Source organism: Ruegeria sp. CDSA020 (genome assembly GCF_059612345.1).
The window spans coordinates 12558-27717 of sequence record NZ_JBXWQK010000010.1 but is presented as its reverse complement, the minus strand read 5'-3'; the positions used below and the strand labels follow the sequence as shown (position 1 = coordinate 27717).

Sequence of the window (15160 nt, the reverse complement as noted above, 5' to 3'; positions counted from 1 at the left end):
GTGTTTGGGAGGGCAGGATGACGATAAGGCGAATTTCCTCGGGCGGCCAATATGAGGCCAAAGTCGGCTATTGCCGGGCAGTGGTTGCAAACGGTTTTGTCTTTGTTGCCGGAACCTGCGCACAAGGCGAAGTCATTCCCAAAGATATCGTCGGACAGTGCAAATCCGCGCTGCAGGCGATTGAAAAGGCCTTGGATGAGGCTGGATCAAATTTGGCGCATGTGGTTCGGGTAAACTACTACCTTCCGGACATGTCGGAATTTGAACTGTGCTGGCCCTTGCTGGTTGAGGCATTTGGTGAAAACCCGCCGGCGGCGACAGTGACCGAATGCAACCTGATCACGCCAGAGGACCGCATCGAGATTGAAGTGACCGCAGTTTTGCCGGATTGATGCGCAACGTTACCCTAGCACTGGACCTTGGCGGACCTTTGGTCCATATCTGCAGAGACAAAAATGCCGGAGGCAGCCGATGGGAATCCTGAACAGTCTTTTGCGCGCCGTGACCTGGTGGAACGGGGCCACCCTGAACACCCAGATTTACACCGCGCGCAAAGGCGTGAAAGTCGGTGAAGATAATGAAGGCAATATATTTTATCGTACCGCGGATGACAGCAGGCGTTGGGTGATCTTCAACGGCGAGGCCGAGGCCAGCAGGGTTGATCCCGATTGGCACGGTTGGTTGCACCGCACCTGGGACGAACCGCCAACCGACAAACCTCTGGCACATAAATCCTGGGAAAAACCGCATCAGGAAAACCTGACAGGAACCGCGCTTGCTTATGCACCGGCGGGGTCTTTGCGCCGCCCGGATCCGGTCGAGCGTTCGGATTATGAGGCCTGGAACCCGGAATAAGACGAGGCGAGCAATGTCATCTTACAAAGTTTCAGAAGTTTTGGTCGGAGGCGCTGTTCTGGCCGGGGCAATAGCGTTTGGCGTCTATGCGAGCCAGTCGACAGGCCTGTCCCAGGGCGGTTCTGGTTATGAGCTTAACGCCTCTTTCCGCTCGCTCGAAGGCGTCGGCGTCGGAACGGACGTGCGGCTTGCCGGGGTCAAAATCGGCACCGTGACAGGAGTGGCCCTGAACCCGGAAACCTACCGGGCGGACACGACTTTTGCGATTTCTGATGGAATTTTGGTCCCCGATGACAGTGCTATCGTGATCTCATCCGAAGGGTTGCTGGGTGGTAACTTTGTAGAAGTCATGCCAGGCGGATCGCTCTTTAACTTTGAACCGGGCGATCAGGTCGAGGATACACAGGGCGCAGTCAGCCTGATTTCGCTTTTGGTTAAGTTCGTCGCCGGAGATGGCGGCGAATGAGGCGATATGCTCTGATCGCGGCAATACTGGCAGCCTCTGGGGTAGCGGCACAGCAAAAGGTTCAATCCGGACCGGGTGCAATGCTCAGAGGGCTGGATAAGGTCAATGGCCAGACCGTTGATGTCGAACTGCAAAACGGCCAATCCAAGACAGTCTTTGGGCTGGATGTCGCGCTGGGTGATTGCCGCTATCCTGCAGATAACCCAACAGGGGACGCGTTTGCCTACCTGACCATTTGGGAACAAGGCGGAACGGATCAGCTGTTTGACGGGTGGATGATTGCCACCTCGCCAGCCCTGAATGCGCTTGATCATTCGCGCTATGACGTCTGGGTGATCCGCTGTATCACGCCATCCGGCGATTGATCGAGATCAGCAGAGAAATCTGCTGCAATAGTCACTGCCTCTTCCAGCGCGTTCCGATACTGTGCCCGCGGCACCTCAATCGCGCCGAGCGAGGCGAGATGCGCGGTTAAAAACTGTGTATCGAACAGTTTGAACCCGCAGGACCGCAACCGGTCGACCAGATAAGCAAGCGCAATTTTTGAGGCATCCTTGCGTCGGGAAAACATGCTTTCACCAAAGAAGGCAGCGCCAAGAGTAACGCCATAAACGCCCCCAACCAAATTCGGGCCGTCCCAGATTTCCAGTGAATGGGCGTGACCGGATTGGTTCAGCTTTTGGTAAAGGGTGCGAAGTTCCTGATTGATCCAGGTATCCGTGCGATCAGCGCAGCCATCAACAACGCCGGCAAAATCCCTGTTGATTGACACCGTGTACCCACAGTTCCGAATCCTGCGGGCCAAGCTGCGTGAGATGTGAAATCCGTCCAGAGGGAAGATGCCGCGAAACTTAGGATCAACCCAAAACAGGTCCGGATCATCGCGATGTTCAGCCATCGGGAAGATACCGATGGAATATCCATGGAGCAGTAATTCCGGGGAAAGGCTCATGCCAGGCGCCTCAGGGTCGGAAAGCGGTAACCTTCCGACCCAGCAGAGTTAGTCGGCCATATTCTCCGCAAGCCAGTGCTCCAGCCAGTGGATGTTATAATCACCGCTTTGGACGTCACTTTCTTGCAGCAGCGCGTGGAACAAGGGAACCGTCGTGTCGATTCCGTCCACGATCAACTCTCCCAATGCGCGTTCCAGACGGGCCAGTGCTTCGGGCCGGTCGCGGCCCTGCACGATCAGTTTGGCGATCAGTGAGTCGTAGTAGGGCGGGATCGTGTACCCGTCATACAACGCTGAATCCATCCGCACGCCCAGACCGCCCGGCGCATGGTAGGCCGAGATTTTTCCAGGGCAGGGCGAGAAGTTTGGCAATTTCTCGGCGTTGATCCGAACCTCGATGGCGTGACCATTGATTTTCAGATCATCCTGACCGAATGACATTGGCTGACCAGCGGCAACGCGGATTTGTTCGCGCACCAGATCTACGCCAAAGATGCCCTCAGTGACCGGGTGTTCGACCTGTAGGCGGGTGTTCATCTCGATGAAAAAGAAGTCGCCATTTTCGTACAGAAATTCGATCGTACCTGCACCGATATAGTTGATCTTGGCAACCGCATCGGCACAGACCTTACCGATCCTTGCGCGTTCTTCGGGGGTGATGCAGGGGCCGGGTGCCTCTTCGAATACCTTTTGGTGGCGGCGCTGCAGGGAACAGTCGCGCTCGCCCAGATGAACCGCTTGGCCCTTGCCATCGCCAAAGACCTGAATCTCGATGTGGCGCGGTGTGGTCAGATATTTCTCAATATAGACCTCGTCATTACCAAATGCGGCTTTGCCTTCGGCGCGCGCGGTCATAAAGGCGCTTTCCATCTCATCCGCACTCATCGCGACTTTCATGCCGCGTCCGCCGCCACCGGCGGTGGCCTTGATGATGACAGGATAGCCGAATTCTTCACCGATCCGCTTGGCTGCGGCCAGATCCGGCACGCCACCATCTGAACCAGGCACACAGGGAACGCCCAAGGCTTTCATCGTGTCCTTGGCTGTGATCTTGTCCCCCATCACGCGGATATGCTCAGCGGTGGGGCCAATGAAGGTGATGTCGTGATCTTCGACGATCTGCACAAACTCGGCATTTTCAGACAAAAAGCCGTAGCCCGGGTGGATCGCCTGAGCGCCAGTGATCTCGCAGGCTGAGATGATCGCAGGCACCGACAGATAGCTTTGTGGGCTGGGCGGGGGGCCGATACAGACCGATTCGTCCGCCATGCGTACATGCATCGCGTCACTGTCTGCGGTTGAATGGACGGCGACTGTCTTAATCCCCATCTCGCGTGCGGCGCGGATGACGCGCAGGGCGATCTCGCCTCGGTTGGCAATCAGGATCTTGTCGAACATGGGGCCGCCTTACTCAACAATGACCAGAGGAGTGCCGAATTCCACAGCATCGCCATCACCCACCAAAATACGCTTGATAGTGCCGGATTTAGGCGCGTGGATGTGGTTCATAGTTTTCATCGCTTCGACGATCAGCAGCGTGTCGCCTTCGGAAACACTGGCACCGACGGAGATGAAGGACGGCGCACCCGGCTCGGGCTGCATGTACACGGTGCCGACCATGGGCGAAGTCACAGCGCCCGGATGGCTGGCTGGATCGTCACTTGCTGCGGGTGCTTCAGCTGCTGCAGGTGCGGCTGCCGGGGCTGCGGCTGGCGCGGCCGCCGGGACCGCAACCTGGACCGGAGCGGCGACGGGTGACATGCGGCTAACACGTACGTTCAGGCTGTCATCTTCGCCATAATCACGCTTTACCTGCAACTCGGTCAGGTCGTTTTCCCGCAGCAGTTCGGCCAGTGCCTTGATAAACGCCACATCCGCTTCGTGTTTGGTATCTGTCATGAGTGTCCTCGACGGTTCCCCTTTGGCCCGTCTGTTTCGCGCGGGCTTTGGTCTGATTACGCAGCGTTATAAGCTAAGCGTACGGCCATGAAAAGCACAGTCTCGGCCTGTCAGATGGGGGTTTTGCTGAAGATTACCAGTGGTAAACAGCGTTACAGCGGCATTCCGGAGAGTTTCGCAACCAGTTCAGGCAGTTTACGTGCCCCGAATTTTTCGAGCAGCCGCGCACGGTAGGCTTCGATTGTACGATAGCTCAGGTTTAGTTCCGCACCGATTTCCTTGGCCGACAAGCCCTTGCAGGACAGAATGGCAACCTCGCGCTCACGGCTGGTTAGCTCGACCAAAGGGCGTTCCTCGGAAATATCCGAAAAACTCCAGATGCCATGGCGGAATGGATCTTCAGGCGTTAGCGAACGTCCGCGCGCGCGGCACCAGAATAAGTCGCTATCGCGGCGACGCATGACCCTCTCATCCGTGTAATATCCGGTGTCGCGCATGATTTGCAGGCTCCGTGCGCCGATACGTTCCCAATCTGCGACAGAAGGGTAGAGGTGTAGCAGGGGCATGTTGCGGTAATCGGCCTCTTCACCGCCGAAAGTGCGTGCGAACTGCAGATTGCACCGGCGGATCACGCGGTTCTCCAACTCGACCAATCCGATCGGCGCATATTCAAAGGCTGGGTCGCTCATATGTCCATGGTGCAGGTGTTTTGCCGAAAATAGAAGGGGAAGGCCTGTGATTTTCGAAATATGCAAATGGGTTACACCGTGGACCGGGTGTTTGGAATTGCGGGATGCGTTTGTGAAGAAAGTAAATTGCTCAAGAAAATTAGTTGCTAAATACTTATATTTAAATAATAGTTTTGAAAATGCTTCTGAGGTTGACCAAAGGAGCCAGCGGAAAAAGAGGAAATTTTTGCGGGACACGTTAACAGGCAGCCGTATTCGCGAAAGGCGGCAGATCGCAGGATTGCGTCAGGCCCAGCTTGCACGGCAGGTTGGAATCTCGGCATCCTATCTGAACCTGATCGAGCATAACCGCCGCAGGATCGGAGGAAAGCTGCTGGTGGATATCGCTGCGGCTCTGACCGTTGAGCCTTCGGTGCTAACCCAGGGGATCGAGGCGACGCTGATTTCTGCGCTGCGCGAGGCTGCGGCAGATGCAGTTGGCCAGAAAGCCGAAGTGGACGGGCTTGAGGAATTCGCAAGTAGGTTTCCAGGGTGGGCGGGCGTTTTGGCGCAAATGCACAGCCGAGTGGTGTCGTTAGAGCGAACGATTGAAACCCTGTCGGATCGTTTGACCCACGATCCGCATCTGGCGGCATCCATGCACGAGGTCCTTTCGACAGCCGCCGCGATTCGTTCCACCGCTGCCATTCTTGCTGAAACGCAAGAGATTGAACCCGAGTGGCAAGACCGATTCCACCGGAACCTGCACCAGGATGCCGAACGCCTGGCCGATAGCTCCAAATCGCTGGTGGCCTATCTGGATGATTCCGAGGGGGCCGAGGATCGTCGCGGGGTCCCTCTGGAAGATGTCGAAGCATTTTTTGACAGGCATGATCACCATTTCCCGGAAATCGAATCCGGAGGCGGAAGCGCAGATGTTAATCTGAATGAGATTGATTCCTCTGCCGCGCGAAAAGTGGCGCGGGATATTCTGGACGTCTACGAATCCGACGCTCGGCTTTTGCCTCTGGATGCGCTCAAAGGGGCTTTGGATCGGGGAGTTACAGATCCTTTGCTTTTGGCAGCAGAGTATTCAGTCGACGTTGCCAGCGTACTGAGGCGGCTGGCCGCCTTGCCTAAAGGGTATTTGTCGCGCCCGACCGGGCTGGTGATTTGTGATGCCTCGGGCAGCATTTTGTTCAGCAAATCGGTGCCCGGTTTTGCCATGCCCAGATTCGGCGAGGCGTGTCCTCTGTGGCCGCTGTTTCAGGCGCTGAACCGGCCGCTGGTTCCGATCCGAAAACGGATCGTCCAGTTGGGGCGAACGGCTGCGGAATTCGATTGTTATGCCTATGCCTGGCCGCAATCCATTTCCGGCTATGACGATGCGCCGGTTTATCGTTCGGTCATGCTGGTTCGATCCGTCGAAGAAAGCCCTCTGGGCAGTCAGGCGGTTGCCCATGTTGGCCCAAGTTGCCGTGTATGTCCCAATAAGGACTGTGAATCGCGCCGAGAGCCATCGATTCTGAGCGAAGGTTTTTGACAGTTTCGTGACACTGCGCATAAGCTGTTTCGGACAGGTTGACAGTGGTGCAGCCCGTCTCGGGGAGGAATGAAATATATGAGCCGAAAGGTTCTGTTGATCGAGGATGAGCCGAACATTGCTGAAGCCATTCGGTTTTTGCTGACCCGCGAGGGATGGCAGGTTGAAACGCATGCTGAAGGGACGGATGCGCTGCTGGTGATTCTGGGAGCAAAGCCCGATCTTGTGATTCTGGATGTGATGCTGCCGGGCAAAAGCGGGATGGAGATTTTGCGCGACTTGCGCGAACTCGAAGAGCTGCGAAATCTTCCGGTTCTGATGCTAACGGCTCGTGGCCAATCGAAAGATCGTGAGATGGCCGAGAATGCAGGGGTCAGCCGGTTCATGACAAAGCCGTTTTCCAATGCCGAAGTTCTGACCGCCGTCCGCGATTTGCACGCGCAGGCCTCGCGGTCATGAGCATGCAGGACGACCGCCAACCATCTGGTGCGCGGCCGTCGCTGTTTCTTGAACGTCAAAGTTACCGCCGACGCAGGCTGACCGACGCCGCCCGATTGCTGCCCATTCTGGGGGGCGCGCTGATTGCGATTCCGTTGCTGTGGCCGCGTGGGGGCGATGCAGCGGACGGGGTGCCGCTGTCTTCTGCGATTCTCTATATCTTCACATGCTGGGCGGTTTTGATCGTTGCCAGCGTTCTCTTTGGGTTCGCCGCAAGACGCATATCAACCGGCGATGATTCCGAGCCAGGTCAAGACTGATGGCAACGCTGAACGTGCTGATCCTGGTTTGTTTGGGCTATGTGGTGCTGTTGTTCAGCGTCGCATTTGCCGCCGACAGAATGGCCGCGGCGGGCAGGGGGGCGTGGCTGCGATCTCCGTTGATCTACACGCTGTCGCTGTCGATCTATTGTACCGCCTGGACCTTTTATGGCGCGGTAGGGAACGCCGCCCGGTCGGGGCTGGAGTTCGTAACGATCTATCTGGGCCCCACGCTGGTCATGATCTGTTGGTGGTGGGGATTGCGCAAGCTGGTTCGGGTTGGCCGCAGCCAGAGGGTGACCTCAATCGCTGACCTGATTTCGTCTCGCTATGGCAAGTCGAACACTCTGGCGATTTGCGTCACAATTCTGGCCGTGTTGGGCGGGACGCCCTATATTGCGCTGCAACTTCAATCCATTACGCTGTCATTCTCAATCTTTGCCGAGGCTGACCCAAGCGGTCTTTACCGCGAAGGGTCCAGTGTGTTCTGGGTTGCGGCGGGGCTGGCGGTGTTCGCCATTCTGTTCGGTACCCGCAATCTGGATGCCAACGAACGCCATCATGGTGTTGTCACAGCCATCGCATTGGAATCTGTCGTTAAACTCTTTGCGCTGCTGGCCGTGGGCATTTTCGTTGTCTGGGGTATAGCCGGAGGAGTCGGTCCGATGATGGACCGCATCGATGCCTCTGAGATCGGGCAGTGGAATGTGAATGCCGGACGCTGGACCACGTTTATATTTCTATCGGCTGCGGCCTTTGTGTGTCTGCCGAGGATGTTTCAGGTGATGGTGGTCGAGAACGCCGATGAAGGGCATCTGAGGACAGCCGCATGGGCCTTCCCCCTGTATCTGCTGTTGATGAGCCTCTTTGTGGTGCCAATCGCGGTCGTAGGATTGGACCTTTTGCCCGAAGGATCGAATCCGGATCTGTTCGTGCTGACGGTGCCCCTGTCGCAGGGCAATGAATGGCTGGCGATGCTGTCCTTTATTGGCGGCTTTTCATCCGCCACATCGATGGTGATTGTCACGGCAATGGCCCTATCGACCATGGTGTCAAATCACGTCGTGATGCCGATCTGGTTTAGCCGGCAGGAGGGCACTGGCGCCGTATCCGGTGATGTCCGCAATGTGGTTTTGCTGTCCCGGCGGATTTCAATCGCCGTGATCATGGTGCTTGGGTTCTCGTATTACCGCATTTCCGGCGGCGGGGCCGCGCTGGCCTCGATTGGTCTGGTGGCCTTTGCCGGGATTTCCCAGATTTTGCCTTCGCTGGTTGGCGGGCTGTTCTGGCGCGGGGCGACGCGAACAGGGGCTTTGATCGGACTGACTGTGGGATTCTTGTTGTGGATCTACACGCTTTTGTTGCCAGGAATGGGCAGCGCGATTATGTCGGATAGCGTCCTGCAGAACGGGCCGTTCGGATGGGGCTGGTTGCGCCCGCAGGCCCTGTTCGGAATCGACGGAATGGACCCGATGGTACACGCGGTGTTGTGGTCGCTTTCTCTGAACACATTGGCATTTTGCGCGGCCTCTTTGCTGAGTTTTCCAAGCCCGCTCGAACGTTTGCAGGGGGCGCAATTCGTCAACGTATTCGACCATTCGGTCGCGCTGCGCGGTTGGACCGGATCGGTAGCGCAAAGCGAGGACCTGATGATCATGACCCAGCGCATTTTGGGCGCAGGTCCGGCGCAAGAGTTCTTTCAGGCGCAGGCGGAACAGCAGGGTGGGCGTTCCAGCCTGCCCGAACCTACGCCTGGGTTTTTGGAGCGGTTGGAACGTGAACTCAGCGGCTCGGTCGGGGCGGCGACAGCGCATGCGATGATCGGGCAGATTGTTGGTGGTTCCTCCGTTTCGGTCGAGGATTTGCTCGCTGTGGCCGACGAATCCGCGCAGATGTTGGAATACTCCAGCCAACTGGAAGCGAAATCCGCTGAACTCAGCCGTACGGCGCGCCAACTGCGCGAGGCAAACACCAAACTGACCCAGATTTCCGAACAGAAGGACGGGTTCCTTAGCCAGGTCAGCCACGAATTGCGAACCCCCATGACCTCGATCCGGGCATTTTCCGAGATCATGCGGGATACAGAAGGCCTGACCGGCGAAGAGAGAACGCGTTACGCTGCCATCATCCATGACGAGGCGCTTCGGTTGACACGGCTGCTGGATGACTTGCTGGACCTGAGTGTTCTGGAAAGTGGACGAGTCAATTTGAACAAGAGCGGTGACACCCTGCGGTCGGTCTTGGACCGTGCCGTGTCCAGCGCCTTGGCTGGAAACAGCCAAAGACTGACCGTTCGGCGGTCTAAAACCTCCGAACGCGTTGTCCTGCATACGGATTTGGACCGTCTGGGGCAGGTGTTTATCAACCTGATTTCGAACGCTCAGAAATATTGTGATGCCAAAGAACCGGTTCTGACCATTTCTGCGCATGATGTCGGGGGGCAGGTCGTCATTGATTTTGCTGATAACGGCACTGGCATTCCTCCAGATGCCCGGCAGATGGTTTTTGAGAAATTTGCCCGCGTCGGAGGCGACAAGGCAGGTGGTGCGGGGCTGGGATTAGCGATCTGCCGTGAGATTATGCAAAGACTGGGGGGCGATATCAGCTACTTGCCCGGCCATGGTGGGGCTGCGTTCCGGGTCAGGCTGCCACAGGCCTACCGACAGGCTGCGCAGTGACGGCTGTATAAACAGGTTGGTAACTATCGCCGGGTTAGACCTGAAAGAGAATGCAGGAACAATCAGCGGTTTTAGGCATGACGCAATCTGTCAGCGCGGCTCTGGCGCGCAAGCTTTCGATCAGTCAGGAGGAAAAGGGTGACAAGCCTCGCTCGATCCTACGTGCGCTGCGTCTGGCTTTTGCTCGCGCGGCAGAAGATCGTTTGCAGATGCCGTTGTCGGTTATCGGCGCCAAACAATCCTGTCGGCCACCAGGTGGGCTGACACAGTCTTTGGATGAGGATTGGATATTGCTGCTCTTTTCAGGCTCTGACAGCAGCTTGGCTGCGATCTGTATGGATATAGGGTTAGTGTCGGCTGTCGTGCAGGCTCAGACAATAGGCGAGGTGATGCCGGGAGCGCCTTCTGCGCGGGGGTTCACCGATACCGACGCGGCCATGGTGTCCTCTTGGATCGAAGAGGGGCTGTCCCGCGCGGCATCACTTGTCGAAACGGCGAGTGACCGCATGTGCCTGATCGGTTTTGAATATGCTTCGCGCCTTGCGGATCTGCGAACTTTGACCCTGGCGATGGTGGAAGAGGAATACCGAGTTTTTGAACTGACAGTCGAACTTGGCGGTGGGCTGAGACAAGGTCAGCTTTCAGTATTGTTGCCTATCCGACCGGCTGAAACGGCCGAGACGGAGGTGATTCATGATGAGCCAGAGGGCAGGCTTGATCAGGCATCGGGCGTGTTGAGAGCAGATTTGAATACGGTGGTCTGCCGGATGCCCTTGTCCCTGGCGACGCTGACAGAACTGGCGGTGGGGGATGTGTTGCCATTGATCGGGGCGCGGCTGGATCGTACCGAGATTGTGGCGATCGACCGCAGCCGGGCCGCGATCGGACGGCTCGGCCAATGCGGAGGACTGCGTGCGGTGCGCCTGAACGAAACCTACCAAACTCAGATATTTTCCCAGCCCGAAGCAAATGAGTTCCTTGAGGCGAGTTCAGCCAGTATACGCGAAGAGGCGCCAACCGAACACGGGCAGGAGATAATGCCATTTTCCCCCGGCGCGCTGGGCCAGGAGGGGACAGAATTGAACCTTGAGAATTCGGAACACATGGTTGCCGAGATATCTCAACTGGCTGGTTTATCTGGGGATGAAAGCGCGCTGAAAGGCAGTTAGCAGACAGCTCAAGTCACTGATCTGCGTATTTCTTCCAAGGTTGGACGTAGGTTGTCCAACGCATAGCCTGCCTTGGTCGTCGCCTGAAGGATGTCTTCGGTGCTCATGCTTTCGCACTGCCCCAATGCCCAGATCACAGAACAACGCGTGCCCGATGCACAATATGCGAGTACCGGACCGGCACAGGATTCTGCCAGGTCACGTTGCAAGGAGACGTTTTCGGGCGTCATGGTCTGATGCGTCAGCTCTAGCACTTCGTATTCCAACCCGGCAGCACGCACGGCCTGTCCGATAGCATCTGACTGGAGATCCTCGGGAACTTCGCTGTTCGGCCGGTTGCAGATCACTTTGACAAAGCCTGCCTCGACAATAGTGGGAACATCCTCGACCGAAATTTGCGGCGAGACGGCATAGCGGGGGGTTATCGGTCGAATCTCCATGGCTACTGCTTAGGTCGCGTTTACGGTTCTGTCCAGTTTTGCACCTAGGGCAGGAGCGGCATACATCCCTGCGAGCATGGAAACCAGAAAAACAACGCCTCCGGTTCCGCCATACGTAAGAGACGCGATGGCTGGACCGGGACACAGTCCCGCTAATCCCCATCCCATGCCAAACATGACCGATCCGATGATAAGGCGGCGATCCAGTTCATGCTGAACCATCGTCGGGAATTTCCCACCCGACAGCGGTTTGCGATCTGGAACCAGCCTCCATGCGATCATCATGGGCACAATGGCTCCCCCCATCACAAATGCGAGTGTCGGATCCCAGTTGCCGAAAATATCCAGCCACCCCTGAACCTTGGTTGTGTCAGTCATGCCGGAAATCAATAGGCCTGCTCCGAACAAGGAGCCCGAAAGAAGCGATATCAGATTGCGCATCAGATCAACCCCCAGACATGGCGAAATAAGGCCAGCGTCACTGCCCCGGCCGCAATGTAAAGGATCGTTGCCACGATCCCGCGCACCGAAAACCGGGAAATGCCGCACACCCCATGTCCAGAGGTGCACCCGTTGGCAATTCGTGTCCCGATACCGACAAGCAGCCCAGCCCCGATCACAACCGTCAAATTCGAGGTCAGGTTTGTCTGCGGCCCCGGCGACAAAAACAGGCTTAGCATCAACGGCGTCCCAATCATCCCAGCGAGGAGATACAGCCGCTCGGCCGAGCGGTCAGAGCGATCGACAAGCCCTCCCAAGATACCGCTCGCCCCCATTACACGACCGTTTCCAAGCAGGTAAACTGCTGCGCCAAGACCAATCAACAGGCCGCCTACCAGTCCCCATATCCATTCTGAATACACTGATTTGTTCCCCCAAGAAGTTCGGCACTAGCCGTCTAAAGTTTGTTCACTGGTAGTTTCAGGAACACGTCGCCATTCTCATCCTCAGGCGGCATCTGACCCGCCCGCATATTGACTTGTAAAGAGGGCAGGATCAGCCGCGGCATGGCCAAAGTGGCATCGCGGGCGTCGCGCATTTCAACGAATTCCTCGATAGGTCGACCTTGCCCGATATGCACGTTCAAGGCCTTTTGCTCTTCAACAGTTGTTTCCCACGCAAACTCGTCCCGCCCAGGAGCTTTGTAGTCATGCCCGACAAAGATGCGTGTCGCATCCGGCAGTGAAAGGATCCTCTGGATCGAGTTGTACAAATCTCCGGACGATCCGCCGGGAAAGTCGCATCGCGCGGTGCCAAAATCCGGCATGAACAGCGTGTCTCCGACAAATGCCGCGTCGCCGATGACATAGGTCATGCAGGCGGGCGTATGCCCGGGGGTGTGCAAGACGTCCCCTCTCATTTGGCCGACATGAAATCCGTCGCCGTCGCGGAACAAGGCGTCGAACTGGCTACCATCGCGCTGAAACTCGGTACCCTCGTTGAAAATTTTCCCGAAAGTTTCCTGGATGGCGACGATTTGATCACCGATGCCAATCTTGCCTCCGAGTTTCTGCTGCAAATAGGGGGCTGCTGAAAGGTGGTCGGCATGGACATGGCTTTCCAGAATCCATTCGGTTCGCAACGAATTGGATTGGACATATCCGATGATCTCATCCGCAGATCGCGTATTGGTCCGGCCGGATGCGTGATCGAAATCCAGAACACTATCTATGATCGCGCAGGCATCGCCTTCAGGATCCTGAACCAGATAAGACACCGTGAATGTCTCGGCGTCAAAAAATGCTTTCACTTTGGGCGTCATGGTTTCCTCCGCCGGTTAGGTCTTAGTCATATATTAATAACGGAATGTGAAGCAATCAACATTTGGTGATTTGATGCCGGTCAAGGCAGAAGCGGCAAAGTTGGGCTAAAATTCTGGCATCCTGCGAAAGCGCGCCGATATTAGGGGGCGGTCGGGCGAATATTCGCGCGATAGAATAACAGAGTGATGTAAGTCTTAAAACCGTTACTAAATTATAGGTAACTGATGACATTTGGGAGGATGGATATGCCGAGAATCGATTTGTATTCCGAAGCCGAACAACTTGAGAAAAAACTGAAGGGCGCCAGTGTTGATACCCGCCTTGCCCTTCAGCCCAGTGTCACAAAGGTCATCGAGAAGATGCGTCTGCAGGGTGTTGAGGTTCCTGCGCGCCTGCGCCGTCTGGATGCGGCCCTGTGCGAGGACGTTATGGAAGCGCGTTTCGACAATCTGCCGGTTTGATAGCCGCAGTCAACCGAACGAGATTCCAAGTATAACCAGCATAAGACCTATCACCGACAAAAAGAGCGCGCCCATGTTCCAGGGCAGCACCCGTTGAACAACGGCGCGCAGTTCATCGTCAGACAGGCCGGATTTGCGCGCTTTCATTACGTGCAGAATGCACCAAACCAGCCCAGCCAGGCCGATAAGTGACAGGGCGGCACCGCCCCAGGTGATGAATTCGAACATCGTTTTCCATCTTTCAACGTCTGACCTGAGCGCTTAACTGATCGCGCTGGCCCGCACAAGCGAGACTGGTTTTTTGCATGCTTGCGGCTTGGCTCGCCCCGATGTATCCCGCTTGTTGCCCACCTTTTCAGCATGACAAACCAGCCTTTGGGAGAGACTTAGATGGAAGAGAATACCGAAGATCAGGCCGCCGCGAATTACCGTGTAACCGCGGGTGAGCTGCGCCAGTTCATCGAACGGATCGAGCGTCTGGATGCGGAAAAGAAAGATTTGGCGGAGCAACAAAAAGAAGTGATGGCCGAGGCAAAAGCGCGGGGCTACGACACCAAGGTCATGCGGAAAGTGATCGCATTGCGCAAACGTGACAAAGACGACATTGCCGAGGAAGAGGCGGTGTTGGAAATGTACAAAGAAGCGCTGGGAATGTAACGGCTGCTTTCCCGCTATAGACTCAAGGTTTTAGAACCTGCACTCCGGGCATGGACTCAAGCCGGTCCATGTCCTGCGCATATAATTCTGCAAACGCGTCGACGATTTCCATGCTCCAATCTGGCAGATCAAGCTCTTCTGTTGTGAGCTCGGTTTTGGCGTGTTCCTCCAAAACCGTGGCAAGGTCGTCACGCAAATGTTCGTCCTGTTCCAGGCTTTGATCAATCAATGCCAGACCTTTGGATTTGCCTGAATCGTCTAGAAGTGACAGCAGTAAATCAAACTCATCAACCAGCGTGTTGTCCGAGGGAAGGGCCGCGATTGCACGGACTATATCTCCCCAGATCAGTGGTGCGTCCTCGTTGCTCCAGAGTGTGATTTTGACATTGGGCGCAAGATCTCTGATGTCCTCGACCATGCTGATCCAGCTGAGGCAGCTGATATCGGTACTTCGCATTTTGTCGAGGCGACTCTGTTCAGGTAGCGACATCAAAGCTTTGGGAATAAATCTGCCAGGGCTTAAAAAACCCATACAAAGCTCAATTTCGTGGTCAGGAAAGGACTTTTCAAGCAACTCCATTCGGCGTCCCGCATTTGGGTATAGCTGCCCGTCGTCCAGTGCATTTCCAACATCACCTGCAAAGCTGGCGCATGAGTAAATCAAACGATCGACCTTCGGAGCTGATCGCAACCCATCCCGGAGCATTTCCATTGCGGCACCGATTTCATCCTGGTTTTCAATGGCAGCAAAGGCGGGTTCGAAAATTTGTCGATATCGGCGCGGGCCAAATACGGATGCACCATTTTGATGCAACGCGCCGGTGTTGCGTTGAAGGGACCGCAATACGAGA

At 56.2% G+C, this 15160-nt stretch carries 21 protein-coding genes; 11 read left to right on the top strand and 10 right to left on the bottom strand.

The window, feature by feature from the left end; all coding sequences use genetic code 11:
• The first annotated feature begins 17 nt into the window (after positions 1-17).
• The 4 genes from AC2FJW_RS16610 to AC2FJW_RS16595 all read left to right on the top strand — a co-directional run bounded on the left by AC2FJW_RS16610 (position 18) and on the right by AC2FJW_RS16595 (position 1686).
• Positions 18-392 (top strand): Rid family hydrolase, encoded by a 375-nt coding sequence (locus tag AC2FJW_RS16610; RefSeq protein ID WP_496750724.1) that lies wholly within the window; start codon positions 18-20, stop codon positions 390-392.
• Positions 393-471: 79 nt separating this feature from the next.
• Positions 472-855: an NADH:ubiquinone oxidoreductase subunit NDUFA12 gene (locus AC2FJW_RS16605; RefSeq protein ID WP_142638122.1), complete on the top strand. Its 384-nt coding sequence runs from the start codon at positions 472-474 to the stop codon at positions 853-855.
• Positions 856-868: 13 nt separating this feature from the next.
• Entirely contained in the window at positions 869-1321 is a 453-nt protein-coding gene (mlaD, locus tag AC2FJW_RS16600; RefSeq protein WP_496703388.1) for an outer membrane lipid asymmetry maintenance protein MlaD, read from the top strand.
• Positions 1318-1686 (top strand): DUF2155 domain-containing protein, encoded by a 369-nt coding sequence (locus AC2FJW_RS16595; RefSeq protein ID WP_496750722.1) that lies wholly within the window; start codon positions 1318-1320, stop codon positions 1684-1686. Before mlaD ends, AC2FJW_RS16595 begins: the two co-directional genes overlap by 4 nt.
• Here AC2FJW_RS16595 and aat read toward each other — a convergent pair.
• The 4 genes from aat to AC2FJW_RS16575 all read right to left on the bottom strand — a co-directional run bounded on the left by aat (position 1641) and on the right by AC2FJW_RS16575 (position 4861).
• On the bottom strand, positions 1641-2273 hold the full coding sequence (gene aat, locus AC2FJW_RS16590) for a leucyl/phenylalanyl-tRNA--protein transferase (RefSeq protein ID WP_496703390.1): 633 nt from the start codon (positions 2271-2273) through the stop codon (positions 1641-1643). The two genes, AC2FJW_RS16595 and aat, sit on opposite strands and share 46 nt — an antisense overlap.
• Before the next feature lie 48 nt (positions 2274-2321).
• On the bottom strand, positions 2322-3671 hold the full coding sequence (accC, locus tag AC2FJW_RS16585) for an acetyl-CoA carboxylase biotin carboxylase subunit (protein ID WP_496692843.1): 1350 nt from the start codon (positions 3669-3671) through the stop codon (positions 2322-2324).
• A 9-nt stretch (positions 3672-3680) separates the two neighbouring features.
• Positions 3681-4172: an acetyl-CoA carboxylase biotin carboxyl carrier protein gene (gene accB / locus AC2FJW_RS16580; RefSeq protein ID WP_281995796.1), complete on the bottom strand. Its 492-nt coding sequence runs from the start codon at positions 4170-4172 to the stop codon at positions 3681-3683.
• A gap of 152 nt (positions 4173-4324) precedes the next feature.
• Positions 4325-4861, bottom strand: a complete 537-nt coding sequence (locus AC2FJW_RS16575; protein ID WP_142638135.1) for a helix-turn-helix domain-containing protein — start codon at positions 4859-4861, stop codon at positions 4325-4327.
• Positions 4862-5087: 226 nt separating this feature from the next.
• Here AC2FJW_RS16575 and AC2FJW_RS16570 point away from each other — a divergent pair, with 226 nt between their 5' ends.
• The 5 genes from AC2FJW_RS16570 to AC2FJW_RS16550 all read left to right on the top strand — a co-directional run bounded on the left by AC2FJW_RS16570 (position 5088) and on the right by AC2FJW_RS16550 (position 10988).
• The gene (locus AC2FJW_RS16570) at positions 5088-6383 is read left to right on the top strand and encodes a helix-turn-helix domain-containing protein (RefSeq protein ID WP_496750721.1); all 1296 of its coding nucleotides are present in this window, start codon (positions 5088-5090) and stop codon (positions 6381-6383) included.
• A gap of 78 nt (positions 6384-6461) precedes the next feature.
• The gene (locus tag AC2FJW_RS16565; RefSeq protein WP_496703392.1) at positions 6462-6842 is read left to right on the top strand and encodes a response regulator transcription factor; all 381 of its coding nucleotides are present in this window, start codon (positions 6462-6464) and stop codon (positions 6840-6842) included.
• Positions 6839-7141, top strand: a complete 303-nt coding sequence (locus AC2FJW_RS16560) for a hypothetical protein (protein WP_496690133.1) — start codon at positions 6839-6841, stop codon at positions 7139-7141. Before AC2FJW_RS16565 ends, AC2FJW_RS16560 begins: the two co-directional genes overlap by 4 nt.
• A complete protein-coding gene (locus AC2FJW_RS16555) occupies positions 7141-9819 on the top strand; it encodes an ATP-binding protein (RefSeq protein WP_496750720.1) in 2679 nt (892 codons plus the stop codon). Before AC2FJW_RS16560 ends, AC2FJW_RS16555 begins: the two co-directional genes overlap by 1 nt.
• A gap of 50 nt (positions 9820-9869) precedes the next feature.
• On the top strand, positions 9870-10988 hold the full coding sequence (locus AC2FJW_RS16550) for a FliM/FliN family flagellar motor C-terminal domain-containing protein (protein ID WP_496750719.1): 1119 nt from the start codon (positions 9870-9872) through the stop codon (positions 10986-10988).
• Between the two features lie 8 nt (positions 10989-10996).
• Here the strand turns inward: AC2FJW_RS16550 and AC2FJW_RS16545 are convergent, their stop codons facing one another.
• Genes AC2FJW_RS16545 through AC2FJW_RS16530 form a run of 4 tightly spaced genes read right to left on the bottom strand, consistent with a single transcriptional unit; the run spans position 10997 to position 13190 of the window.
• On the bottom strand, positions 10997-11428 hold the full coding sequence (locus AC2FJW_RS16545) for a protein tyrosine phosphatase family protein (RefSeq protein WP_142638147.1): 432 nt from the start codon (positions 11426-11428) through the stop codon (positions 10997-10999).
• Between the two features lie 9 nt (positions 11429-11437).
• A complete protein-coding gene (locus AC2FJW_RS16540) occupies positions 11438-11869 on the bottom strand; it encodes a DUF6691 family protein (RefSeq protein ID WP_496692839.1) in 432 nt (143 codons plus the stop codon).
• Positions 11869-12291, bottom strand: a complete 423-nt coding sequence (locus AC2FJW_RS16535; protein ID WP_496750718.1) for a YeeE/YedE family protein — start codon at positions 12289-12291, stop codon at positions 11869-11871. The genes AC2FJW_RS16540 and AC2FJW_RS16535 overlap by 1 nt, the downstream gene beginning before the upstream one ends.
• Before the next feature lie 35 nt (positions 12292-12326).
• Positions 12327-13190 carry an MBL fold metallo-hydrolase gene (locus tag AC2FJW_RS16530; RefSeq protein WP_282022110.1) on the bottom strand — a complete coding sequence of 288 codons (864 nt, stop codon included), beginning with the start codon at positions 13188-13190 and terminating at the stop codon, positions 12327-12329.
• A gap of 246 nt (positions 13191-13436) precedes the next feature.
• On the opposite strand from AC2FJW_RS16530, the gene AC2FJW_RS16525 reads away from it, so the two are divergent.
• Positions 13437-13652, top strand: a complete 216-nt coding sequence (locus AC2FJW_RS16525; protein ID WP_142638155.1) for a hypothetical protein — start codon at positions 13437-13439, stop codon at positions 13650-13652.
• Between the two features lie 9 nt (positions 13653-13661).
• Here the strand turns inward: AC2FJW_RS16525 and AC2FJW_RS16520 are convergent, their stop codons facing one another.
• Positions 13662-13880, bottom strand: a complete 219-nt coding sequence (locus AC2FJW_RS16520; protein WP_142638212.1) for a carboxymuconolactone decarboxylase family protein — start codon at positions 13878-13880, stop codon at positions 13662-13664.
• 162 nt (positions 13881-14042) lie between these two features.
• Here AC2FJW_RS16520 and AC2FJW_RS16515 point away from each other — a divergent pair, with 162 nt between their 5' ends.
• Positions 14043-14309 (top strand): DUF2312 domain-containing protein, encoded by a 267-nt coding sequence (locus tag AC2FJW_RS16515; protein WP_142638157.1) that lies wholly within the window; start codon positions 14043-14045, stop codon positions 14307-14309.
• Positions 14310-14331: 22 nt separating this feature from the next.
• On the opposite strand, the gene AC2FJW_RS16510 is transcribed toward AC2FJW_RS16515, so the two are convergent.
• Positions 14332-14889, bottom strand: a complete 558-nt coding sequence (locus AC2FJW_RS16510; protein ID WP_246097250.1) for a hypothetical protein — start codon at positions 14887-14889, stop codon at positions 14332-14334.
• Positions 14890-15160 lie beyond the last annotated feature (271 nt).